25 protein-coding genes are annotated in these 21,733 nt (G+C 53.6%); 10 read left to right on the forward strand and 15 right to left on the reverse strand.

Annotated features, from left to right (window positions below; genetic code table 11):
- The first annotated feature begins 176 nt into the window (after positions 1-176).
- The gene (locus tag AK59_RS0102955; protein ID WP_442854865.1) at positions 177-1,661 is read left to right on the forward strand and encodes a sensor domain-containing diguanylate cyclase; all 1,485 of its coding nucleotides are present in this window, start codon (positions 177-179) and stop codon (positions 1,659-1,661) included.
- 279 nt (positions 1,662-1,940) lie between these two features.
- A complete protein-coding gene (locus AK59_RS0102960) occupies positions 1,941-2,189 on the forward strand; it encodes a GlsB/YeaQ/YmgE family stress response membrane protein (protein WP_008500746.1) in 249 nt (82 codons plus the stop codon).
- Between the two features lie 54 nt (positions 2,190-2,243).
- Here the strand turns inward: AK59_RS0102960 and yoaJ are convergent, their stop codons facing one another.
- Genes yoaJ through AK59_RS0102965 form a run of 3 tightly spaced genes read right to left on the reverse strand, consistent with a single transcriptional unit; the run spans position 2,244 to position 3,491 of the window.
- Positions 2,244-2,318, reverse strand: coding sequence for a protein YoaJ (yoaJ, locus tag AK59_RS1000000125420; protein ID WP_071830143.1), 75 nt, complete (start codon positions 2,316-2,318; stop codon positions 2,244-2,246).
- Positions 2,319-2,417: a YoaK family small membrane protein gene (locus AK59_RS1000000124885; protein ID WP_014883431.1), complete on the reverse strand. Its 99-nt coding sequence runs from the start codon at positions 2,415-2,417 to the stop codon at positions 2,319-2,321.
- A gap of 45 nt (positions 2,418-2,462) precedes the next feature.
- Positions 2,463-3,491 (reverse strand): sensor domain-containing diguanylate cyclase, encoded by a 1,029-nt coding sequence (locus tag AK59_RS0102965; RefSeq protein WP_029881992.1) that lies wholly within the window; start codon positions 3,489-3,491, stop codon positions 2,463-2,465.
- A gap of 307 nt (positions 3,492-3,798) precedes the next feature.
- On the opposite strand from AK59_RS0102965, the gene AK59_RS0102970 reads away from it, so the two are divergent.
- Both AK59_RS0102970 and AK59_RS0102975 read left to right on the forward strand, forming a co-directional pair.
- Positions 3,799-4,053 (forward strand): putative hemolysin, encoded by a 255-nt coding sequence (locus AK59_RS0102970; protein WP_029881993.1) that lies wholly within the window; start codon positions 3,799-3,801, stop codon positions 4,051-4,053.
- Between the two features lie 80 nt (positions 4,054-4,133).
- Positions 4,134-4,439, forward strand: a complete 306-nt coding sequence (locus AK59_RS0102975) for a hypothetical protein (RefSeq protein WP_013097068.1) — start codon at positions 4,134-4,136, stop codon at positions 4,437-4,439.
- Here the strand turns inward: AK59_RS0102975 and AK59_RS0102980 are convergent, their stop codons facing one another.
- The gene (locus AK59_RS0102980; RefSeq protein WP_013097067.1) at positions 4,440-4,784 is read right to left on the reverse strand and encodes a DUF488 domain-containing protein; all 345 of its coding nucleotides are present in this window, start codon (positions 4,782-4,784) and stop codon (positions 4,440-4,442) included.
- Between the two features lie 101 nt (positions 4,785-4,885).
- Here AK59_RS0102980 and AK59_RS0102985 point away from each other — a divergent pair, with 101 nt between their 5' ends.
- Positions 4,886-5,593, forward strand: a complete 708-nt coding sequence (locus AK59_RS0102985) for a CTP synthase C-terminal region-related (seleno)protein (protein ID WP_014831497.1) — start codon at positions 4,886-4,888, stop codon at positions 5,591-5,593.
- 33 nt (positions 5,594-5,626) lie between these two features.
- On the opposite strand, the gene AK59_RS0102990 is transcribed toward AK59_RS0102985, so the two are convergent.
- A complete protein-coding gene (locus AK59_RS0102990) occupies positions 5,627-6,802 on the reverse strand; it encodes a CynX/NimT family MFS transporter (RefSeq protein ID WP_029881994.1) in 1,176 nt (391 codons plus the stop codon).
- Positions 6,803-6,901: 99 nt separating this feature from the next.
- Between AK59_RS0102990 and AK59_RS0102995 the strand changes: the two genes are divergently transcribed.
- Positions 6,902-7,693: an AraC family transcriptional regulator gene (locus AK59_RS0102995; RefSeq protein ID WP_013097064.1), complete on the forward strand. Its 792-nt coding sequence runs from the start codon at positions 6,902-6,904 to the stop codon at positions 7,691-7,693.
- Here the strand turns inward: AK59_RS0102995 and AK59_RS0103000 are convergent.
- Positions 7,677-8,123 (reverse strand): DUF441 domain-containing protein, encoded by a 447-nt coding sequence (locus AK59_RS0103000; protein ID WP_008500737.1) that lies wholly within the window; start codon positions 8,121-8,123, stop codon positions 7,677-7,679. The genes AK59_RS0102995 and AK59_RS0103000 overlap by 17 nt on opposite strands.
- A 145-nt stretch (positions 8,124-8,268) precedes the next feature.
- Here AK59_RS0103000 and yoaI point away from each other — a divergent pair, with 145 nt between their 5' ends.
- On the forward strand, positions 8,269-8,373 hold the full coding sequence (gene yoaI / locus AK59_RS1000000125205) for a small membrane protein YoaI (protein WP_020690334.1): 105 nt from the start codon (positions 8,269-8,271) through the stop codon (positions 8,371-8,373).
- Positions 8,374-8,394: 21 nt separating this feature from the next.
- Here yoaI and AK59_RS0103010 read toward each other — a convergent pair whose 3' ends face one another.
- From AK59_RS0103010 to yeaG, 3 genes are all read right to left on the reverse strand, one after another.
- On the reverse strand, positions 8,395-8,895 hold the full coding sequence (locus tag AK59_RS0103010) for a YbaK/prolyl-tRNA synthetase associated domain-containing protein (protein WP_013097062.1): 501 nt from the start codon (positions 8,893-8,895) through the stop codon (positions 8,395-8,397).
- Between the two features lie 114 nt (positions 8,896-9,009).
- The gene (locus tag AK59_RS0103015; protein WP_013097061.1) at positions 9,010-10,293 is read right to left on the reverse strand and encodes a YeaH/YhbH family protein; all 1,284 of its coding nucleotides are present in this window, start codon (positions 10,291-10,293) and stop codon (positions 9,010-9,012) included.
- 74 nt (positions 10,294-10,367) lie between these two features.
- Positions 10,368-12,302 carry a protein kinase YeaG gene (yeaG, locus tag AK59_RS0103020; protein WP_013097060.1) on the reverse strand — a complete coding sequence of 645 codons (1,935 nt, stop codon included), beginning with the start codon at positions 12,300-12,302 and terminating at the stop codon, positions 10,368-10,370.
- 431 nt (positions 12,303-12,733) lie between these two features.
- Here yeaG and AK59_RS0103025 point away from each other — a divergent pair, with 431 nt between their 5' ends.
- The gene (locus AK59_RS0103025; RefSeq protein ID WP_013097055.1) at positions 12,734-13,480 is read left to right on the forward strand and encodes a MipA/OmpV family protein; all 747 of its coding nucleotides are present in this window, start codon (positions 12,734-12,736) and stop codon (positions 13,478-13,480) included.
- A gap of 91 nt (positions 13,481-13,571) precedes the next feature.
- Here the strand turns inward: AK59_RS0103025 and AK59_RS0103030 are convergent, their stop codons facing one another.
- Positions 13,572-14,456 carry a D-hexose-6-phosphate mutarotase gene (locus AK59_RS0103030; protein ID WP_013097054.1) on the reverse strand — a complete coding sequence of 295 codons (885 nt, stop codon included), beginning with the start codon at positions 14,454-14,456 and terminating at the stop codon, positions 13,572-13,574.
- A 74-nt stretch (positions 14,457-14,530) separates the two neighbouring features.
- Positions 14,531-15,526, reverse strand: coding sequence for a glyceraldehyde-3-phosphate dehydrogenase (gene gapA, locus AK59_RS0103035; protein ID WP_013097053.1), 996 nt, complete (start codon positions 15,524-15,526; stop codon positions 14,531-14,533).
- Positions 15,527-15,867: 341 nt separating this feature from the next.
- On the opposite strand from gapA, the gene msrB reads away from it, so the two are divergent.
- Together msrB and AK59_RS0103045 are read left to right on the forward strand one after the other, a co-directional pair.
- Complete coding sequence (gene msrB, locus AK59_RS0103040) at positions 15,868-16,281, forward strand: peptide-methionine (R)-S-oxide reductase MsrB (protein ID WP_013097052.1); 414 nt, start codon at positions 15,868-15,870, stop codon at positions 16,279-16,281.
- 41 nt (positions 16,282-16,322) lie between these two features.
- Positions 16,323-16,601 (forward strand): YeaC family protein, encoded by a 279-nt coding sequence (locus AK59_RS0103045; RefSeq protein ID WP_013097051.1) that lies wholly within the window; start codon positions 16,323-16,325, stop codon positions 16,599-16,601.
- 60 nt (positions 16,602-16,661) lie between these two features.
- Here AK59_RS0103045 and AK59_RS0103050 read toward each other — a convergent pair whose 3' ends face one another.
- From AK59_RS0103050 to sppA, 4 genes are all read right to left on the reverse strand, one after another.
- Positions 16,662-17,918 carry a glycoside hydrolase family 18 protein gene (locus AK59_RS0103050; protein WP_029881995.1) on the reverse strand — a complete coding sequence of 419 codons (1,257 nt, stop codon included), beginning with the start codon at positions 17,916-17,918 and terminating at the stop codon, positions 16,662-16,664.
- A 172-nt stretch (positions 17,919-18,090) separates the two neighbouring features.
- Complete coding sequence (gene pncA, locus AK59_RS0103055; RefSeq protein WP_029881996.1) at positions 18,091-18,732, reverse strand: bifunctional nicotinamidase/pyrazinamidase; 642 nt, start codon at positions 18,730-18,732, stop codon at positions 18,091-18,093.
- 9 nt (positions 18,733-18,741) lie between these two features.
- Entirely contained in the window at positions 18,742-19,758 is a 1,017-nt protein-coding gene (ansA, locus tag AK59_RS0103060) for an asparaginase (protein ID WP_013097048.1), read from the reverse strand.
- Positions 19,759-19,821: 63 nt separating this feature from the next.
- Positions 19,822-21,678, reverse strand: coding sequence for a signal peptide peptidase SppA (gene sppA, locus AK59_RS0103065; RefSeq protein ID WP_020690337.1), 1,857 nt, complete (start codon positions 21,676-21,678; stop codon positions 19,822-19,824).
- Between the last annotated feature and the right edge of the window lie 55 nt (positions 21,679-21,733).

A 21,733-nucleotide genomic window follows, 5' to 3' on the forward strand; every position in this document is an offset into this window, starting at 1 on the left:
CTCACGGGGGAGAACGGCAGGTGCCAGGGATCTCCGTAATAACCCTGACGCAAATTTTAGTGAAGCAAAATAATAACCGCTTCTTATTGTGCGCTTAAGTGCAATTTATTTTCCTCTTATCCTGACCTTTGTTACAGTGACACGAGTTGTCAGCCAGGGATGTCAGGCGTGATAAGGTGGAAAAGCTCGTGCATGTGAAAAATACTTTTTACACAACAACCATTACTGTCATCATTGTCTCGTTGATCATCTCGTTGTCGCTTGCGGTCCAAATTACCACGTCCAGACAGCAGTCAATTCAGCAAATTAATACCGGCGTTGCTAACCTGAGCCATACCCTGGATGTTTATACTGAGGGGATCATGCGTCAAAGCGAAATGCTGATCACCACCATTTCAGACATGATCGACATTTATGGTATGACCCCGGAACAGGCGACCAATATTCAGCGGATAATAGAAAACCAGGATAATCTTCTTAGCCAGATTAACAATGTGGTTATTTACGATGTCAATGGTGACATCTTCACGGCATTGTACGGACGTTTTTCCGGGCCGCGAAAAGGGGCTGACAGATCGTTTTTTATCTATCACAAGGAAAATAAAAGTCAGCAGATTTTTATTGGCCAGCCGGTCGTGAGCAGAACGAACGGGAAATGGGTGATTACGATCAGTCGACGGCTTGAAACGCAGACCGGAGACTTTAACGGCGTTGTCGTGGTGACGCTTGGAATCGAAAATTTTCTGGCACTCTACGGGCAGATTAATATTGGCCATGCTGGTGTCATTGGCCTCACGACACAATCCGGCGTGTTGCTGGTTCGCTATCCGTTTAAAAATAACTACATTGGCGCGATTGTTTCAGACTCACCCCTGTTCAGAGAATACCTGAAGGTACAAAATTCCGGGATTGCCAGCTCGGTTTCGCGGTTTGATAAAGTCGAACGCATTTTCGCTTTTGAGAAAAACAAACGTTACGGATTGGTCACCACCGTTGCAGTGAGTAAAGAAGAAGCACTTGCAGCCTGGCGTAAGCAGGCCATTCAGCTCGCCGTACTCATTCTTATTTTTACCGTGGCGCTTATCGTCGCGTCTTATTTCCTCTATTCAGATCTGTCCAGAAAAACCAGAGATAACAAAGAGCTCAAGATAATAGCCTCTGAAGATGCGCTGACGGGGCTTTTCAACCGCCGCACGTTTGATGAAAAAATTCTGTCTGAAATCGCCACGTGTGCGGATAACGACACGCCAATTTCTATCCTCATTGTCGATGTCGATTATTTCAAAAAATACAATGATAACTACGGTCACCCAGAAGGAGACCGATGCCTTACCCTACTGGGGAATAGCCTCAGAGAGAGCCTCACCCGCAACAACCAGCTTGTGGCGCGTTATGGCGGCGAAGAGTTTGCGCTGATCCTGCCAGACGCCGATATTCAGGAAGCCATCCGCCTGGCCCAGACGATCATCCGCAATGTATTTTCACTGCATATTGAGCATGCCTTTAGCCCCTTTGGACGGGTAACGGTCAGCGTCGGGGTGTCAACCGCACGTGCCGTTGACATTGCAGGCAGCCAGCAGAACATTATTATTGCGGCTGACCAGGCGCTCTATCAGGCAAAACGCGTAGGACGCAACCGCTATGCCTTTATCGCCGTATAAGCGGGCAAAAAAATGCCCACTAAAGCGTGGGCAAAAATACTGGAAGCAATGTGAGCAATGTCGTACTGAATACCTGAGTGTTTAACTCAACTATTCAGTGTTGAGAAAGATAATCTTTCTCATCTTAAGTTGCAACCCCACATTTCGTGTGGTGCGGTTTTGGATACTAAATGCGCACTCTCTCGCTGTGATACTAATCACAAATTTCCTTTCCCGGATCCTGTGCTATCCTTTTTGTGTCGTTGATTTAATGACAAAAACCATACAGAGAGGAAAGTTATGGGAATTTTATCCTGGATTATCTTTGGGCTTATTGCGGGTATTCTGGCGAAGTGGATCATGCCGGGCAAAGATGGCGGTGGTTTTATCGTTACCGTGATACTGGGTATTGTCGGCGCGGTCGTCGGCGGCTGGATCAGTACGCTGTTCGGGTTTGGCAAAGTTGACGGTTTCAACTTCGGCAGTTTTGCTGTCGCCGTGATCGGCGCGTTGGTTGTTCTGTTTATCTACAGAAAAATCAAAAGCTAAGTTTGATAAGCGTTAAAAAAGGCTGCCAGATGGCGGCCTTTTTACGTTGCGGTGTTACCACCAGCCAAATTGCGTGCCAGCAACGGCGACGATGGCGACGAGCAGCATAATGAGGGTGGTTTTTCTCATTTATGCTCCCGGAGCCGCGTAACCACCGACAAAAAACCATGCTAAAAAAACCACCGCCGTTATAAAAATAACGACCGGGAAGAGGATCCCTATTCTCATGCCATCACCTGTTTTGGTTTTCAGAATGCCGTAGAGTGTACGGGGTTAATCCAAAACGTGAAAGCGCGTTTTGCCTTTACCCTTTTTATCCTGATACATCGCAACATCCGCGACGCGTAATGCGCTGTCCGGATCCATCCCGGCAGGATCAACTTCGACAACTCCCAGGCTTGCACCCGGGTACACAATACTCACACTGCCCAACCCGTATTGGCCGGCAATCCGGTCGCGAAGCCGCGCCCTGAGCAGGTTAATCTGGCCCTCATCAGCCTGATTTTCCGCTTTACTCAGGCAGGCTACCAGGAACTCATCGCCCCCCAGGCGGCCGATAATCTCGTCTTCGGTCTTTTCATCTGACAGACGTTTGCCGACTTCAATGAGGAATTGATCGCCTGCTTCATGCCCGTACTGGTCGTTAATCCGTTTAAAATCATCCAGATCGATAAAAGCGATAATTACGTTGCGTTTAAGGTGGCGGCCTAAAGAAAACAGAGTGTTGAGATCTTCAAAGATGGCGCGGCGGTTGGGTAAACCGGTGAGAACGTCGGTAAAGGAGTAGGCGATGAGCGCTGCATTCGCTTCTCGAAGTTGAGAAAGCAACGACTCTTTCTGAATATACTGGGCAATCAGCCCGGCAAAGAGTTTTAGCACGTGTTCGCCGCGTTCACTGAGCAGCTTCTTTTCCGTGCTGGTCGCACAGAGCGTGCCGTACAGGGAACCATCCGCCAGGTGAACCGGCACGCTCATGTACGTGGTAATACCGAGCGCTTTTGCGGCATCGCAATCCGCCCAGCGTTCAGGAACCTCGTTACTGAAAATGGTGTCACTGTCCAGCGCACGTTTGCACAATGTATCGCCCCAGGGCACGCTTAGTCCCTCCGGGATCTGCATCTGCTTACTGTTTCGGGCATACAAAATATGCTGAAGACGGGCATTGATATCGACCTTCGTCAGGTAGGTCGACTCCATTTCGGTCACAAGTTCCAGCATCTCCAGCAACTGGCGAACGAGACTTTCAAGGGATTGTTCCGTGGTGAGCGTTTCTGACACTCGGGCCAGGATGATATCTGACATGACGTAGGTTGACTCCCATGCACAAGACGTCTGCATCTGCATGTTATGCTGAAAATTTCGACTTCAGCCATAGTAAAACATGAATGGTGAGAATTTTATATATCCACCAGAAGCAGGCAGGGGAGAAAAAGGCCCCGTTGTTGAGACCGGGGCAAAGACATCTTGATTACGGAATGATGTTCTCTGGTCATAAGGAGAACACGCCTCACTATAGTGTTGAAAAGTGCAGTTAAAATGGAGAAATGATGGAGAAAGCGACGGCGACCCGTTACCCTTATCTTCTGATGATGTAAAAAGGATCAACACGATGAGATTTCTGCTTTTGGCTCTCGCGCTACCCCTGGCGGCCTGTACCACAAAAACGTCTCCACCTGTTGCCCCACCGCCGCCGCATAGGGTGGGGATGGCTAACCCTGCCTCTGTCTATTGTCTGGAAAAAGGGGGAGAGCAGATCCCAATCCAGAGCCCGCAGGGCGTGCGTACGGAGTGTAAATTGCCCGGTGGCGTAGTGATCGACGAATGGGAGCTCTACCGCCGCGATCATCCGCAACCCGCCAGGTGACAGCAGGACAAAGATTGCGATACACTTCTCTTTAGGATTATTCTTAGCCAGTTTCTGGCCACCGTTATCGTGAGAGAAGTATGTTTCAGCTTAAACCGGGCAGCATGGCGTTGATCATTGGTGCCCGCACGGCCTCAGGCCGTCGCAATGTGGGTAAATCCGTTGAGTTGTTTGGCCTTTGCCAGCCCGGCCAGCGCTTCGTTAACCCGGTCAATGGCGTGATGACGCAGCTGCCTGCCACAGCGGATCGCGCGCTCTGGCTGGTGACGGGCGATGTCTACGCCTTTGATAATCAGCACGGTTTTGCGTTTGTGCGCGCCGAACATCTGCTGCCGCTCACGCCGGATGAGGCACCGCAAACCTTCGATGCGCTGACGGCCAGTTAATCACAAATGGCGCAGCCAGTCGGCTAAGACTATTGCGTGATTCTGTTCGGTATTTTTCGCGGCGTAGAGAAGGGTTAAGGTTTGCTGTCTGGCGAGGGTTGCAAGACGCAATCCTTCGTCTTTATGCTGCGCCAGCTCTTCCCGATACGCCTGGCTGAAGGCAGCGAAATCAATGGTTTCACTGTGAAAGGCCTTACGTAACCCGTCAGAAGGCGTAAGCGCTTTGCACCATTCATCATGCACAAGGTCTGCTTTTTTCACCCCTCGCGGCCACAGTCTGTCCACCAGCACCCGATAACCATCCTCCGGGGCTGCCTGTTCATAGACGCGCTTGCACTGAATCATCATTTCCCCCTCCCAATTTAAGGTATTGTGATTATTGCAGAAGATCGGTAGTCTGAGGTTCCTTATGTTATCTGATAATACTCTGGCATAAGGAACCTTTCATGGAACACCTCCCGGTTAAAACGACGCTGCGCATTGCGCTGGTTGGCGATTACAATCCCGATGTGATTGCGCACCAGGCGATCCCGCTGGCCATAGATGATGCTGCTGCAGTACTGGATCTCACCGCTGATTACGACTGGCTTGCGACGACGGAGCTGACCAGCCCTGAAGATCTGGTGGGTTACGATGCCATCTGGCTGGTTCCTGCAAGCCCCTACAAAAATACCGAAGCCGCCTTTATCGCTGCACGCTACGCGCGCGAAAACAGCATTCCGTTTCTCGGCACCTGCGGCGGTTTCCAGCATGCATTGATTGAGTATGCGCGTAATGTGCTCGGCTGGAGCGATGCGGCGCACGCCGAAACGGACACCGAAGGCTCAATGGTAATTGCGCCGCTGACCTGCTCGCTGGTGGAAAAAACCGATGCGATTGAACTGCGTAACAACACGCTTATTGCGAAAGCCTACGGCAAGCCGGAAATTGAAGAGGGATATCACTGCAACTACGGCGTATCCCCGGAATTTGCGCAGGAGCTGGAGAGCGGTGATATGCGCGTGACGGGCTGGGACGAGCAGGGGGAAATCCGTGCCGCAGAGCTGGTCACCCATCCGTTCTTCGTGATTACCTTATTCCAGCACGAGCGTGCTGCGCTGGCGGGGCGTCCGGTGGTGTTGGTACAGGCGATGCTGCGTGCGGCACGGGGATAAATAACAGGCAGACCGTCAGGTCTGCCACTGTTTTTAGCGGGGCGTGATCTCCCGGTCGCGCCCGGCAAGCATGCCGCAGATGGCCATCAACACCGAGGCCAGCGCGCAGGCCAGAAGGGGGATCTGCCAGTCACCGGCGGTATCGTGAATTTTCCCCATCAGCGGAGGCCCGCAGGCGGCCAGCAGATAACCAATCGACTGCGCCATACCGGACAGTGCCGCCGCCTGATGAGCAGAGCTGGCGCGCAGGCCGATGAACGTCAGACCGAGGATCATCGTTGCTCCGGTGCCAAAGCCAAACACCAGCGTCCACACGACCGCCAAAGCCGGTGCAAACCAGAAACCGGCCGCACTCACTGCGCACATCAGGGCTACGGCACCGGCGATCCCGCGTTGATCGTTCAGGCGATGCAGGATCAGCGGCACGGCAAGGCCCGGAATGGCCGTGGCCAGCTGTAAGAGCCCGTGCATGGAGCCTGCCTGCGCTTCGCTGTAGCCGTGGCTGAGTAATATCGCGGGTAACCAGCCGATGATGACGTAGTAAATCAGCGAGTTAATGCCGAGAAAGAGCGTCACCTGCCAGGCGAGGGCAGCACGCCATATGGCGCGGTTGTGCAGCGCCCCTGCACCGGTCACCGTAGCGACCTGCTTCTGGCGCCACTGCGGCAGCCAGAGCAGCAGCGCCAGCAGGGGAAAGATCATCAGCATCAGCAGCGCGCCATGCCAGCCTGCGGCTCCCTGGGCGAGAGGAACAATCAGCGCCGAACCGAGCGCCGCCGAAACGCCCATCGTCAGGGAATAGGCCCCGGTAAGGCGGGCAACCTGGCCGGGAAAGTCGCGTTTGATTAAGCCCGGTAACAGCACATTCCCGAGCGCGATACCGCAACCTATCACCGCCGTGCCGGTAAACAGCAGGGCCGCGGAGGGCAGAGAGCGCACGGCAATCCCGGCGCAGATCAGCAGCAGGGCGAGGAACAGGCTGCGCTCCATGCCGATACGCCGTGCTACGCCCGCGGCAAGCGGCGAGACAAGGGCAAACGCTAATAGCGGCAGGGTGGTTAGCAGGCCGGTTTGCGCGGTGGTTAATCCATATTCAAGGCGAATGGTATCGAGCAGCGGCGCTGCGCCGGTAAAGGTGACGCGAAGCGTCGTGGCAATCATCAGAATGCCGGCGATCAGCAGCGCGCCTTTGCGAGTAGCAGTAGTCATTGTTTTCTCATACGTTCAGGCGAGCGCACACAATACCGATTTTCGCCGTGGTTGAAATCAGGCTAAAATGACAGTTTATCGCTAATATCGGACAACCTGATGAACGGTCTGGGACTCGACGGCTACGATCCCGATAGCCAATTCGATGCCGCGGTCGCGTTTCGCATCCGCGTGGTAGCGCAGGAGCAATATATTCCGCTCCATCAGCACCGCAAAGGGCAGATGATTCTGGCGCTGGGTGGTGCAATCACCTGTGAGGTAGAAAATGCCATGCTGATGGTTCCGCCCCAGTATGCCGTGTGGATCCCCGGGCAGATGCCCCACAGCAACAGGGCCACGCCAGGCGCGCAGCTCTGCTTTTTGTTTATTGAACCGGGTGCCGTCAGTCTGCCGGACCGGTGCTGTACCCTGAAAATATCGCCGCTGGTGCGGGAGCTGATTCTGTCGCTGGCGGGAAAAACGCGTGAGCAACTGCCGCTTGCCACCACCTCGCGTCTGGTGGATGTGCTGTTTGATGAACTGCCGCTCCAGCGGCAGGAGCATTTACAGCTGCCCGTTTCCCCTCATCCAAAAATTCGGTTTATGAGCGAAAAGATGGCGGAAGAGCCCGCCGCGTGGCAGACGCTGGCGCAATGGGCGAACCACTTTGCCATGAGTGAGCGCAACCTGGCGCGGCTGGTGGTCAAAGAGACGGGCTTAAGCTTTCGCCGCTGGCGTCATCAGCTGCAGTTGATTGTGGCGTTGCAGCTGCTGATTGGCGGGAAGTCAGTTCAGCAGGTGGCGCAGTCACTTGGTTATGACTCCACCACCGCCTTTATTACGATGTTTAAAAAGGGGCTGGGGCAAACGCCCGCGCGCTATATTGCCAGCCTGACTACGACTTCCCAATAAACAGCGAAACCAGCCCGGCGGCAATGAGCGGGCCCACCGGAACGCCGCGAAAGAGCGCCACGCCAAGCACCGTTCCCACCAGCAGGCCAGCCACCAGCGAGGGCTGGCTGCTCATCAACGTGACGCCGCGACCACCCAGCCATGACACGAAAATCCCCACCGCGATAGCCACCAGTGATTTCCAGTTAACAAACGAGTGCAGCAGCGTTGAGGCCGGAAGCGTGCCGCTGGCAATGGGGGCCATCACCCCAATGGTCAAAATGATTATCCCGATCGTCAGGCCTTGTTTTTCTATCCACGGGAAAAAAGTGTTTAACGGGGTGACGCGCACAATGATCAACACCAGGATCGAGATGGCGACGGTGGTGTTATGGCTGATAAAGCCGAGTGCAGCGAGTGCCAGTAGAATAAGCAGAGTAGGGTCAAACATGAGGAGTCCTTGCCAGAATAGTAAGCCTGCTTACTTTACGCGGAAAAACGGCTGACGACAGCGTTTTAAAAAAATAGGGTATTGTCATATCCGTGTCATTTGCAGGGGATAAAACGGCATCAGGCATCGCAAAGGGTTGCTAAAGATGAACGATCACATGTTTGTTGAAACGCTGATTATCTCCTCATCGTTTTTCGCTATTGCGGTGATTTTGATCGCATCAGTTCTGTTTCTGGAAAAGAGAGGCTGACAGAGGCGTCAGCCATCACGGTCACGCTTTACGAAACGTCACCAGTTCAGGGCGGGCAATGCGCAGATAATCCTGGGTATCCATGATCACGGATTTTTCCAGCAGACCGGCATTGAACGCGATTTCGTCAAAACGCTCGAACAGGAGCGGGTCGGCGACCAGCGTCAGATCCGGATGGAAGCTAAACGGTGGGATAGCGCCAAACACGCAGGCGGTCAAATGATCGACTTCAGCCGGGCTTGCGAGAGAGGCTTTTAAGCCGCCGAAATGGCTGGCAAGCTGGCTCAGGTCGGCCTGCTGGTCAGCGGCCAGGATTGCCAGAACGTGTTTTTTTACACCATTTCCCTTCACTTTGCAGACCAGCGCTTTTGCGCCTTGCCCCAGATCGGTTCCGCGGATTTCGCTTACCGCTTCGCATTTTCCTACGGCCTCGTGCTCCATCACGCGAAAGCGCGCACCTTGCTGCGTTAACAGCGAAATGAGTTGCTGGTGGGTAGCCGTACCCTTAACCTCATCAGACATAGTCAGTTTACCTGTTATCTGCCAATACGCAGTTTCCAACAGTAGCACAGATCTTTTTGCGAAGGGGATGGACGAAAGGGAAAGAAAACAGCCAGCGTGTCGCTGGCTGTGTGGTCAGGCATTGCTGGTGGCCGATTGCTTGTGGAACAGCTCCCTGAACACCGGATAGATATCATCCTGGTCACGGATGTGTTGCATGGCGAAATTTTCGAACATCGATTGCAGATGTTCATATTCACGCCACAGCGTCTGGTGAGCACGACGCGTGATTTCGATATAGCTGTAGTAACGCACCACCGGCAAAATTTTCTTCGCCAGAATGTCGTGACACAGCGGCGAATCATCCGCCCAGTTGTCGCCATCCGACGCCTGCGCAGCATAGATGTTCCACTGAGCCGGATCGTAACGCTCTTTCACCACCTCATCCATCAGCTTCAGGGCGCTCGATACGATGGTGCCGCCGGTCTCCTGCGAGTAGAAGAACTCATGTTCATCCACCTCTTTGGCCTGGGTGTGGTGGCGGATATAAACCACTTCCACGTTCTTATAGGTTCTGCTCAGGAACAGATAGAGCAGAATGTAAAAACGCTTCGCCATATCCTTGGTGGCCTGGTCCATTGAACCGGAGACGTCCATCAGACAGAACATGACAGCCTGGCTCGAAGGCTCCGGCCGTTTTTCGTAGTTTTTATAGCGCAGGTCGAAGGTATCAATAAACGGTACCCGCTCAATCTTCGCCCTCAGCTCGGCAATCTCTTTACGCAGGCGCTCCTCTTCCAGCAGTTGCGCCGGTTCTGTGTTTTCTACCACCTTCAGGCTGCTTTCCAGTTCGCGCAGCTCCCGCCGTTTACCGGCCGTCATGGCCGTGCGCCGCGCCAGCGAGTTCTGAAGCGAACGAACGACGCTGATATTGGCCGGTACGCCGTTCGCGGTATAACCCGCGCGATGGGTTTTGTATTCGTTAAGCTGACGGTGCTGGTTCTTTTTCAGATTAGGCAGCGCCAGATCCTCAAAGAGCAGGTCGAGATACTCATCTTTTGAGATCTGAAAGACGAATTCATCCTGACCTTCACCATCCTGACTGGCCTGTCCTTGACCGCTTCCAGAACCGCCGCCGCCTCCTTGTGGGCGCTCGATTCTGTCGTTCTGAACGAAGTGGTCATTACCTGGGTGTACGCGATGGCGCAGGCCGCCACGCCCCTGATGAAACATCGGTTCGCTGATGTCATCGGTGGGGATGGAGACAGACTCGCCGCTGTCGACGTCGGTTACCGAGCGTTTGTTGATGGCCTCGGAGATCGACTGTTTAATTTGCGCTTTGTAACGGCGCAAGAAGCGCTGGCGATTCACCATGCTCTTGTTTTTGCCGTTCAGACGCCGGTCAATAAACCAGGTCATATACCCCCCGTACTGCATTTGCCAACTTGCATTTTGTCGGCCCGGTGAGCGTTAAACGCTACCGGGCACTTGTTTTAAGACGATTTCCGTACGCGCAGATACCATTCGCAAAGCAAACGAACCTGTTTGCGGGTGTAGCCTTTTTCCATCATACGGTCGACAAAATCGTCGTGTTTTTTCTGCTCGTCAGTTGAGGTTTTGGTGTTAAACGAAATGACGGGTAACAGCTCCTCGGTGTTAGAGAACATTTTCTTCTCGATGACCGTGCGCAGTTTCTCGTAGCTGGTCCAGTTCGGATTACGACCGTTGTTATGCGCTCTGGCACGCAGTACGAAGTTCACAATCTCGTTACGGAAGTCTTTCGGGTTGCTGATCCCGGCAGGCTTCTCTATTTTTTCTAGCTCCGCGTTCAGGGATTCACGGTCAAACAGCTGTCCGGTATCCGGGTCGCGGTACTCCTGATCCTGGATCCAGAAGTCAGCATAGGTGACATAACGGTCAAAGATGTTCTGGCCGTATTCTGAATAGGATTCCAGGTAGGCCGTCTGGATCTCTTTGCCAATGAACTCGGCATATTTCGGGATCAGATAACCTTTCAGGAACTCAAGGTAACGTTCCGCCTGCTCCTGTGGGAACTGCTCGCGTTCAATCTGCTGCTCCAGCACATAGAACAGGTGGACCGGGTTGGCCGCCACTTCCGCATGGTCGAAGTTAAACACGCGGGAGAGGATCTTAAACGCGAAACGCGTGGACAGACCGTTCATGCCCTCGTCGACACCCGCGTAATCGCGGTACTCCTGATACGACTTCGCTTTCGGGTCGGTATCTTTCAGGCTTTCCCCGTCATACACGCGCATTTTGGAGTAGATGCTGGAGTTTTCCGGCTCTTTCAGACGCGACAGGATGGAGAAGCGCGACAGCGTTTCCAGCGTGCCCGGTGCGCATGGCGCATGCATCAGCTCACTGTGGTTAAGCAGTTTTTCGTAAATTTTGATCTCTTCGGAGATCCGCAGGCAATAAGGCACTTTGACGATGTACACACGGTCAAGGAACGCCTCATTGTTTTTGTTATTACGGAAGGAGACCCACTCTGATTCGTTCGAGTGCGCCAGGATGATGCCGTTGAACGGCAGGGCAGAGATACCTTCCGTCCCGTTGTAGTTCCCCTCCTGGGTGGCCGTCAGCAGCGGATGCAGCACTTTTATGGGTGCTTTAAACATCTCGACGAATTCCATAATGCCCTGGTTTGCCCGGCACAGTGCGCCGGAGTAGCCGTAGGCATCCGGGTCATTCTGGGCGTAATTTTCCAGCTTACGGATATCGACTTTCCCGACCAGTGCCGAGATGTCCTGGTTGTTCTCATCACCCGGTTCCGTTTTGGCGATGGCGATCTGCTCCAGAATGGATGGCCACACTTTCACGACGCGGAATTTGGTGATATCGCCACCAAACTCATGCAGGCGTTTCGCCGCCCACGGCGACATGATGGTGCCGAGATAACGACGCGGAATGCCGTACTCTTTATCCAGAATTTGCGCATCTTCCTGCGGGTTAAACAGGCACAGCGGATGGTCGTTCACTGGGCTGCGTTCACCGTTGGCGCTCAGTACATAGATAGGTACGCGCTGCATCAGCGATTTCAGCCGTTCAGCCAGCGACGATTTACCGCCACCCACCGGGCCGAGTAAATAGAGGATCTGTTTCTTCTCTTCCAGACCCTGAGCAGCATGCTTCAGGTAGGAGACGATTTGCTCGATGGCATCTTCCATGCCATAGAACTCTTCAAACGCCGGGTATCGGGCGACCACCCGATTCGAAAAGAGACGGGAAAGCCGTGGTTCCTGGGCAGTATCAACCATGTTTGGCTCACCAATAGCCATCAATAGCCGTTCTGCCGCGTTGGCATAGGCACTGCGATCTTGCCGACAGATGGTAAGAAACTCCTGCAGTGTGAACTCTTCGTCCTTGGCAGCTTCATAGCGCTGGCGATAGTGATCGAATATATTCATGGCATGCCGTCCTTTCGTTTTTTAGCACAGGATAAGAGCCGTTCGTATGAGTAGTGGAGGCTCCCGGAAGAGAATCTCTCGCACCTCACTGCCAGAGCAGCAACCTGTGTGCCAGGTCAGACGCTAAGAACCGCGGGGCGTGCAGGAAAACTCTTCTTAAATTAAAGCGTAGATGGCATTTGCAAAACTTGCATGCTGATAAAATCTAATTTCAATGACATATCAATAACTCATCCAAAAATATCCATTGCCGTTATATGTCATACGGGCATTTTTCACCCTGCGGTCACAGAAGTGAAAACGGCCTGTCATCTGAAAAATGAAAAATAGCGGGTTAATCAAACTGATTAGCAGGCAAAAAATTTGGGGAAGTACGGGTCTGGCGGTTACACTTCTCCCGCTGATTATTTGACTACAGGAAAGAATGGATTGTGACCAAACTCAAACTTCTGGCATTGGGCGTACTCGCCGCGACCGCAGTTAGCACCGCACAGGCGGAAAGCCAGTGGACGGTAGGTGCGGGCGTTGGCGTCATTAACAGCCCGTATAAACAGTATGATCGTGATGTTTATCCCGTTCCGGTTGTCACCTATGAAGGCGATAACTTCTGGTTCCGTGGACTGGGCGGCGGCTACTATCTCTGGAACGATACGGCCGATAAGCTCTCCATTATGGCCTACTACGATCCGACGCACTTCAAACCGGGTGACAGCGACAGCCACGCCCTGCGTCGACTCGACAAGCGTAAGAGCACCATGATGGCGGGTCTCTCTTATGTGCATAACACCGAATATGGCTTCCTGCGTACCGCGCTGGCGGGAGACACGCTGGATAACAGCAACGGCTTTATCTGGGATCTGGCCTGGCTCTATCGCTACACGAACGGTGCGTTAACCCTGACGCCAGGTATTGGTGTGCAGTACAACAGTGAGAACTACAACGACTACTACTATGGCGTCTCTAAGAATGAGTCCCGTCGTAGTGGTCTGAAGAGCTACAGCGCAGATGATGGTTGGGATCCGTACCTGGAGCTGACCGCGAGCTACAACTTCCTGGGTGACTGGAACGTATACGGTACTGGCCGTTACGAGCGTCTGAGCGACGAAGTGAAAGACAGCCCAATGGTCGACAAGTCCTGGGCGGGTATTTTCTCTGTCGGTGTGACCTACAAGTTCTGATTGCGCATTAAAACAGTGCAATCTTTGCATTATAACGGGGCGCTTGCGCCCCGTTTGCATTGTGCTGGTGCGGTCAAAATAATACCGCGTCTTAGCGCTTCACAATGCGAATAGTTTGCCCTAAGCGAGACGGTTTTTCTTCGCTGGCTTTTTGCGCCGTAGTGACGCAGGCCGTTTCGACGCAGACAAACGTTTTGTAACCGTCATCGGGCACATCGGCCATGCTTACTGAGAGCGCCGGACCTGGGTTCCAGCCCACCACGTTGCTGTGATGATGGTGAATCACTTCGATGCCACGGTTGAGGGCGCTGTCGTGGATCACGTTGCACGCTTCCGGATGCAGGTAAACGCGGTCGGTACGGTCAGGGAAGGTCTGCACGCCGTCGCTGAGTTTCCCTTCTTTTGCATTGTCCACTTTGTCGATATAGGTATCGCCAAGGCCGCTCACTTTTACCGCGCTGATATCACCCACGTTGAAGTAGGTGTGCAGGGCAGAGGTCGTTTCAAACTCGCCGTGCGCTTCCAGCTCAATCTCGCAGGTTTTACCCAGCTTGAAGCGGGCGTACAGGGTAAACTCGTGCGGCCACAGCGCACGGGTCTCGTCATTGGCCTGAAGCTCAAAGGTCAGCACGGCACCGTTATCATCTTCGTTATGCGCTTTCAGGGTCCACTGCTGGTTGCGGGCAAAACCATGAGAAGGCAGTCCCTGCTGCGCTGACGGGCCAAACCATGGCCAGCAGACAGGCACGCCGCCGCGGATCGCCGCTCCTTTTTTGAAAGAGGTCGCATCGCTCAGCCACAGCACTTCCGTTTCACCTTCCGGTTTCCAGGAGAGCAGGTGGGCGCCGTTCAGCGCAACGGAGGCTTTCACACGCGGGTGGTCAACGACGATAACATCAGCGCCATCAATCTGGCGACGGGAGAGCACAGGGGTAAGTTGTTCGACTACCGGAAGTGCAAAAATTTTATTAATCATTACGCAATCCTCTGTCTAAAAACAATAAAAAAGGCGACCGAAGTCGCCTTTTAGGATCAAGAACTCATCTCAACTTATTTGGAGATGTGAGCGATCAGGTCCAGTACTTTGTTAGAGTAGCCGGTTTCGTTGTCGTACCAGGATACCAGTTTAACGAAGTTGTCGTTCAGTGCGATACCTGCTTTAGCATCGAACACGGAAGTACACACTTCGCCGTTGAAATCGGTAGATACAACGTCGTCTTCGGTGTAACCCAGAACGCCTTTCATTGGGCCTTCGGAAGCAGCTTTGATTGCTTTCTTGATGTCTTCGTAAGAAGCAGCTTTTTCCAGACGAACGGTCAGGTCAACAACGGATACGTTAGGAGTTGGAACGCGGAACGCCATACCAGTCAGTTTGCCATTCAGTTCTGGCAGTACTTTACCTACAGCTTTAGCAGCACCGGTAGAGGATGGGATGATGTTCTGAGCCGCGCCACGGCCGCCACGCCAGTCTTTGTGAGACGGGCCATCAACGGTTTTCTGAGTAGCGGTGGTCGCGTGAACGGTAGTCATCAGACCTTCGATGATGCCGAAGTTGTCGTTGATAACTTTTGCCAGCGGTGCCAGGCAGTTGGTGGTGCAGGATGCGTTAGAAACGATATCCTGGCCAGCGTAAGTTTCGAAGTTAGCACCACGAACGAACATTGGGGTGTTGTCTTTGGAAGGACCAGTCAGAACAACTTTTTTCGCACCCGCGGTGATGTGTTTACGCGCAGTTTCGTCGGTCAGGAAGATACCGGTTGCTTCAGCAACAACGTCAACACCGATTTCGTTCCATTTCAGGTTAGCTGGGTCTTTCTCAGCAGTAACGCGGATGGTTTTGCCATTAACAACCAGGTGGCCGTCTTTCACTTCAACGGTGCCGTCGAAACGACCGTGAGTTGAGTCGTACTTCAGCATGTACGCCATGTATTCAGCGTCCAGGAGATCGTTGATACCAACGATTTCGATGTCAGAACGTTTCTGAGCAGCACGGAAAACAATACGGCCGATACGGCCAAAACCGTTGATACCTACTTTGATAGTCATATATTCCACCAGCTATTTGTTAGTGAATAAAAGGTTGCCTGTAAAATTACAAAAACCTTACGCAGCGTCAAGCGGAATCGTGTCAATCATTGCGACAAATCAATCCTGTGACTAACGTTTGTGCGACTGACTCGCCTCACTTTCCCTTTGAGCTAGCAACCACATGGGGGCTGCGCCCGGAATTTTAAAGGCCTCGCAGGATAAATATGTGAGCATGATCACAATTGCCTGACCGCCTTTTCGCGACACATAAGTTTAGATCAAAAGTGCACGCAAGGGTGTTAATGTTTTGTTAGAATCCGGGTTAAAAGGTGTCTGTTTCTACAGCGAGATGTAAGCATATGTCGAACCAACGTAACCCTGACGATTTGAAAAAAAACCTCACAGAAATGCAGTTTTACGTGACGCAGAATCACGGCACGGAGCCGCCATTTACCGGGCGTTTACTGCATAACAAACGCGATGGCGTATACCATTGCCTGGTCTGTGACGCCCCGCTGTTCAATTCACAAACGAAATACGATTCTGGCTGCGGCTGGCCGAGTTTTTACGAGCCGGTGAGCGATGACGCGATCCGCTACTTAACTGACTCGTCGCATGGGATGGTGCGTACCGAAATTCGCTGCGGCAACTGCGATGCGCACCTGGGGCATGTCTTCCCGGATGGCCCTCAGCCAACGGGCGAGCGTTTCTGCGTTAACTCAGCTTCTCTGAGCTTTAGCGACGATGAAAACGGCGATCAGATTAAAGGTTGAAAAAACGATTCAGCAAATTATTCCTTTGAAAGGGAGAGATCGTGAATATTGATGACATGATTAACGGTATGACGCCGGAAGTTTATCAGCGTCTGGTCACCGCCGTTGAGCTGGGGAAATGGCCTGATGGCGTTGCCTTAACCCCGGAGCAAAAAGAGAACAGTCTGCAGCTGGTCATGCTGTGGCAGGCGCGCAACAATACCGATGCGCAGCACATGACAATCGATACCAACGGCCAGATGGTGATGAAGAGCAAGCGTGAACTGAAGGAAGAGTTTGGTATCACGCCAAAGCCGATTGCGACGATGAAAATACAATAACGGTGTGGGTTGATGCCCTCACTTAACCCTCTCCTTGTGGGAGAGGGTTTGATTGCCTCACTACTTGTGCGAGATCCCGAGCGACTCCGCCAGCTGCTTCGCTAACTGGTTATTATCATCCGCCCCATACTCCCAGAACATTGCGCCTGCCAGACCTTTCTCTTTGATATAGTCCGCTTTGATAGCGACGGAACGTGGATTCTCATACGAGAGGGCAAACAGATCCTTCCCGTCGGCGCCCTTCACGGAAAGCCACGGCACTTTCGCCTGGTCGTCCCAGTGTTCAGTAAAGCGCTTTTGCGGGTCGTTTAGCAGTTTCTTCACGATATCGTTGTACTTCACGTAGGTATCTTTGGTCAGGTCATAACCAAGTGATCGGAACAACCCGATCTCCTGAGGGCCGAAATAAGGCTGTGTCACCGGATTGTTTTGCGCATCGGGCTTACTCCAGTCAATGCCCGGTTCCACAGCGCGTTTTGGCACACGCCCATAGAAACCAATCCCAAGGTTCATCTGCTGTGGCTTCAGCCCCGCGGCCAGATAATTGTTCACCACAAAATCGACGCTGTATTTATCTGCTGCCGCCACGGTCGGCCAGGCGCTGGAGTCATACAGGTTCGCGTTAAAATACTGAGTGCCGTACGCCATGTCGTAGGTCATCAGGTTGATATAGTCGAGAAGGGGAGCGATGGCTTTCACATCGACCCAGCTTTTCGGACTTTCCGCATTGGCCCCAACCGCAATCGTGACCAGTTTTTTCTGCCCGAAGGCGGCACGCAGCTCTTTCAGCAGGGCGGTGAAGTTATCCCGGTCAGCAGGCGTGCTTGCGACCAGCCCCCATGCGCCGTTTACCGGGTACTCCCAGTCAAGGTCGATCCCGTCCAGACCGTATTTCTCAACAATCTCCTGCGCCGAGCGGATAAACACCGCGCGGCTCTCTTTGGTGGCTGCTGCGCCCGAGAAACCGCGGGCACCCCAGCCGCCGACGGAAAGCAGAACGTTTAAATTCGGGTTTTGTTTACGAAGCTGTGGGATAAGCGCCAGGTCGGACGCCACTTTCGGAGATAACCAGATCTGATGCAGCTTCGCCGGATCTTTCAGTGCGGCGTTGGTTTCGTCTTTTTCGTTATTGTAGATAAGGCCAAACGAATAGTTCAGGTGGGTGATCTGGCGGACATCAAGCGTATTGATATCGCCGCCGGGTCCGGCAGTGACATCACCACCGCCGTTGAAGTAGCCCACGGACATCAGGGGAGCGGCGTAAGCAACTGACGCGCTAAGCAAGGGTAAAGCTGCCAGCAATGGCAAACGTTTCATAGGTGTTCCTCTTTGACAGAATAAAAATAACCACGCCACAGAAAAAGCGTGGCGAAAAAACAGCCTGAAAAGCATAGCATTGCCGCTTCGCTGGTGATGCGAGGGAGTTCACTTTATGGGGATCGGAGTGGAAATACCGGGAAAGGCGAAGCCGCCCCCCCGGCATAAAAGACTACGCCTGCGTCTCCAGCCAGTCTGCCAGCGTATACAGCGTCGCGCCTTCAGCGGCCATATCCATAAACGCCTGCGCGCTGTCCTGCGGTTGAATGTTCACCCCGCGACAGCCGTCGGTGATGACGCTGACCGTATAACCCAACTGGAGCGCGTCCAGCACGGTAAACTTCACGCAGTAATCGGTTGCCAGACCCAGCACAATCAGCTCGGTGATTTCGTGGTGACGTAACCACGCGTCCAGCGCCGTTTTCTGACGATGTCCGTTATCGAAAAAGGCGCTGTAGCTGTCAATAGCCGGGTTTTCGCCTTTATGAAACACCGCGTCGATGGCTTTCTGATTCAGCAGCGGATGTAGCGCGGCGCCTTCCGTTTGCTGCACGCAGTGATCGGGCCAGAAGGTTTGCGCCAGACCGTCGAGCTCACCCTGGCTGAAGGGTTCAACGCCGTGCTGGCTGGCAAAACTGCCATGGTTGGCTGGATGCCAGTCCTGGCTTGCGACAACGGCTTCACCGCGCAATTTACACCAGTCAATCAGGGTATTGGCCACGTCGACCGTGCTGTCACCTTCTGCGACGGCCAGTGCGCCGCCCGCGCAGAAATCATTTTGCAAATCGACCAGTAACAGGGCGCGTTGCTTCATGAGGCCTCCTTATTCGTCCGGGGTCAGTTCGCCGCGCAGGTTTTGCATCATGGCGCTGCGAATGGACTGGATGTCCAGATCCTGACTCAGTAAATAATGAAGTTTAGTCAGTGTGGCCTCGACGGTCATATCGAATCCGCTGATCACCCCCGCATGCGCCAGAGCGTTACCGGTGGCATAGCCGCCCATATTGACCTTGCCGGACATACATTGCGTCAGGTTAACCACCACAATTCCGCGCTCGCTCGCTTCCTGTAGCTCTTTCAGGAATTCACTGTTCTGCGGCGCGTTACCCACACCGTAGGAGCGCAAAATCAGCGCTTTTACCGGCTGGCGCAGGAAGTTACGCACCACATCAGCAGAGATGCCCGGATAAATGGTTACCACACCGATCGGCTGCGGAGTGATCGGGTGAACGATCAGCTCGCCTGAGGTGGTCGGCGCAGGCGGCGTGCCCAGACGACGAATATGAATACCCGCTTCCAGCAGCGGTTGCAGGTTTGGAGAGGCGAAGGCGTCAAACCCATCGGCGTGCGCTTTGGTGGTACGGTTGCCACGATACAGACGGTTGTTGAAGAACAGCGAGACCTCGTTAATCGGGTAGTTCGCCGCCACATAGAGAGAGTTAAGCAGGTTAATCTGTCCATCCGAGCGCAGTTCCGCCAGCGGAATTTGCGAGCCGGTGACAATCACCGGCTTGCTCAGGTTTTCCAGCATGAAGGAGAGCGCCGAGGCGGTAAAGGCCATGGTGTCGGTACCATGCAGGATCACAAAGCCGTCGTACTGGTCGTAATGGGCTTTGATGTCATCCGCGATATGCTGCCAGTCTTCCGGCGTCATGTCGGAGGAGTCCATCAGCGGCTCGTACTCGTGGATGGTAAAGTCAGGCATTTCCGGGCGGTGGAATTCCGGCATCAGGGCAAGCTGACGTTGAAGATGACCGGACACAGGAATATAGCCGTTTTCAGAGCGCTGCATCCCGATGGTACCGCCAGTGTAGGCTACATAAATCGATTTCTTCTGCATGGTAGTGATTTCTTGTTCTTCAAAAGAAAAAAATCCCCTCTTCACCGGAAGAGGGGACGGGGTTTAACGTACGTTTGCGCAGGTCAGGCAAAACGCGTAACGACTTTGTGGATCATTAAACGCCGCGAGCTTATCGCTTTCCGCTTTCATCGCTTTAGCGGCCGTGGCGACAGGCGCTGGCAGATAAGCCTGCAGCGCTTCCGGCAACATGGCGCGCACGGAGACGGACATGCTGTCCATCACCATATCGAAGAACGACGGCTCATCCTGATAGTATTCAACATGCCACTGTTTGAGCTTCGCCAGTTCGGCGGCTTTCTTCACCGCGTCATCAAAGTCACCCAGGCTGTCGACCAGGCCGTTGCTCTTCGCATCCTGTCCTGTCCAGACGTGGCCCTGAGCAATTTCGTCGATCTGCTGCGGCGTCTTTTTACGCGAGTCAGCGACCAGCGTGATAAAGCGCTTGTAGCCATTCTCAATGCTGAGCTGCATCATCTCGGACACTTCAGGTGGCAGGGATTTGGTTACCGACACATCCGCCAGCGGTGAAGTGGCCACACCATCCGTATGCACACCCAGGTAATCCAGGCTGTTCTCTACCGTGTTGATCACCCCGAAGATGCCAATTGATCCGGTCAGGGTGCTTGGGTTAGCGACGATGTAGTTAGCCGGGGTTGAGATCCAGTAACCGCCGGAAGCCGCCATGCCGCCCATGGAAACCACCACCGGTTTACCTGCTGCACGCGCAGCGGCCAGCTCGGCGCGGATCACTTCAGAGGCGCTGACGCTGCCCCCCGGGCTGTTCACACGCAGCACAATCGCTTTCACTTTCGGGTCAAGACGAGCGTCACGGATCTGCGACGCGGTGGTATCACCCCCGACGTTCCCCGGTGTCTCCTGACCGTCCATAATTGCACCATTGGCAAAGACGACCGCAACGCTGTCACCGCTCTCATCCGGTTTTTTCGCCGCGTAATCGTACATGCTGATCGCGCTGTAATTTTTATCCTCTTTGCTCCAGCCGAACTGTTTGCTCAGGGACTTTTCGATCTCCGCGCTGGTTCCCAGGGCATCGACCAGCTTGTTATCAAGCGCATATTTCGCGGTATCGCCGTCAACCTTGCGCAAGCCGTCCAGCACGCCCTGAGCACCAGGGAAGACCTGTGCAGGGGTAATCTGGCGGTTACTGGCAACTGTGGTCAGGTAGTTCTGCCACAGCTCACCAATCCAGCGGCTGTCCGCTTCACGGGCGGCAGGCGACATGTCATCACGGATAAATGGCTCAACGGCAGATTTATACGTACCGACGCGGAAGACGTGGGTGGTGACCTTCAGCTTGTCGAGCAAAGATTTGTAGTAAAGCCCGTTCGTGGCAAAGCCGTGCAGGTCGACCGTACCCTGAGGTGAAAGCCAGATTTTATTGGCAAAGCTCGCCAGATAATATTGCCCCTGGCTGTAGCTGTCGCCTATTGCGATCACCGGTTTACCGCTGTCACGGAATTCACGCAGGGCTTTGCCGATGTACTGCATGGAAGGCTGGTCGGCCCCGGCAAAATCTTTCAGATCCAGCACGATACCCGTAATGTTGCGATCATCTTTTGCCTGACGAATGGTATCGACAATATCGAACAGGGAGTTTTCCTGCAGGCGGTCCGAGGTAGCGCCGAACAGCTGACGACCAATCACTCCCAGACGATTGCTGGTGGAAGGCTTATCGACAATCACGCCGGTGATGTCGAGCAGCAGCGCGCCGCGCGTCGAATGCTGTGACTGGTTTGCGTTACTGATGTGCATCCAGATGCCCGCGCAAACCAGCACCAGGAGGATGAACACGAGGTTCATCACCAGGTTGCGGACGAAATTGAGCAGTCGCCACGTCCATTTAAAGAAACCGGCAAAGATTCGCCAAAGGGTTCGCATGTATTCTCCCTAACCAGAAAATGACTGTTTCCGTCGCCACTGGACGGTAATGTTG

Source organism: Enterobacter sp. T1-1 (assembly GCF_000710795.1).
Taxonomy (GTDB): domain Bacteria; phylum Pseudomonadota; class Gammaproteobacteria; order Enterobacterales; family Enterobacteriaceae; genus Enterobacter; species Enterobacter cloacae.

Coding starts and splice junctions, on each gene's coding strand:
- AK59_RS0102960 (WP_008500746.1), top strand. CDS start 1,941: ATGGGAATTTTATCCTGGATTATCTTTGGGCTTATTGCGGGTATTCTG.
- AK59_RS1000000124885 (WP_014883431.1), bottom strand. CDS start 2,417: ATGAGAATAGGGATCCTCTTCCCGGTCGTTATTTTTATAACGGCGGTG.
- AK59_RS0102965 (WP_029881992.1), bottom strand. CDS start 3,491: ATGTCAGATATCATCCTGGCCCGAGTGTCAGAAACGCTCACCACGGAA.
- AK59_RS0102970 (WP_029881993.1), top strand. CDS start 3,799: ATGAGATTTCTGCTTTTGGCTCTCGCGCTACCCCTGGCGGCCTGTACC.
- AK59_RS0102975 (WP_013097068.1), top strand. CDS start 4,134: ATGTTTCAGCTTAAACCGGGCAGCATGGCGTTGATCATTGGTGCCCGC.
- AK59_RS0102980 (WP_013097067.1), bottom strand. CDS start 4,784: ATGATTCAGTGCAAGCGCGTCTATGAACAGGCAGCCCCGGAGGATGGT.
- AK59_RS0102985 (WP_014831497.1), top strand. CDS start 4,886: ATGGAACACCTCCCGGTTAAAACGACGCTGCGCATTGCGCTGGTTGGC.
- AK59_RS0102990 (WP_029881994.1), bottom strand. CDS start 6,802: ATGACTACTGCTACTCGCAAAGGCGCGCTGCTGATCGCCGGCATTCTG.
- AK59_RS0102995 (WP_013097064.1), top strand. CDS start 6,902: ATGAACGGTCTGGGACTCGACGGCTACGATCCCGATAGCCAATTCGAT.
- AK59_RS0103000 (WP_008500737.1), bottom strand. CDS start 8,123: ATGTTTGACCCTACTCTGCTTATTCTACTGGCACTCGCTGCACTCGGC.
- yoaI (WP_020690334.1), top strand. CDS start 8,269: ATGAACGATCACATGTTTGTTGAAACGCTGATTATCTCCTCATCGTTT.
- AK59_RS0103010 (WP_013097062.1), bottom strand. CDS start 8,895: ATGTCTGATGAGGTTAAGGGTACGGCTACCCACCAGCAACTCATTTCG.
- AK59_RS0103015 (WP_013097061.1), bottom strand. CDS start 10,293: ATGACCTGGTTTATTGACCGGCGTCTGAACGGCAAAAACAAGAGCATG.
- yeaG (WP_013097060.1), bottom strand. CDS start 12,302: ATGAATATATTCGATCACTATCGCCAGCGCTATGAAGCTGCCAAGGAC.
- AK59_RS0103030 (WP_013097054.1), bottom strand. CDS start 14,456: ATGATTAATAAAATTTTTGCACTTCCGGTAGTCGAACAACTTACCCCT.
- gapA (WP_013097053.1), bottom strand. CDS start 15,526: ATGACTATCAAAGTAGGTATCAACGGTTTTGGCCGTATCGGCCGTATT.
- msrB (WP_013097052.1), top strand. CDS start 15,868: ATGTCGAACCAACGTAACCCTGACGATTTGAAAAAAAACCTCACAGAA.
- AK59_RS0103050 (WP_029881995.1), bottom strand. CDS start 17,918: ATGAAACGTTTGCCATTGCTGGCAGCTTTACCCTTGCTTAGCGCGTCA.
- pncA (WP_029881996.1), bottom strand. CDS start 18,732: ATGAAGCAACGCGCCCTGTTACTGGTCGATTTGCAAAATGATTTCTGC.
- ansA (WP_013097048.1), bottom strand. CDS start 19,758: ATGCAGAAGAAATCGATTTATGTAGCCTACACTGGCGGTACCATCGGG.
- sppA (WP_020690337.1), bottom strand. CDS start 21,678: ATGCGAACCCTTTGGCGAATCTTTGCCGGTTTCTTTAAATGGACGTGG.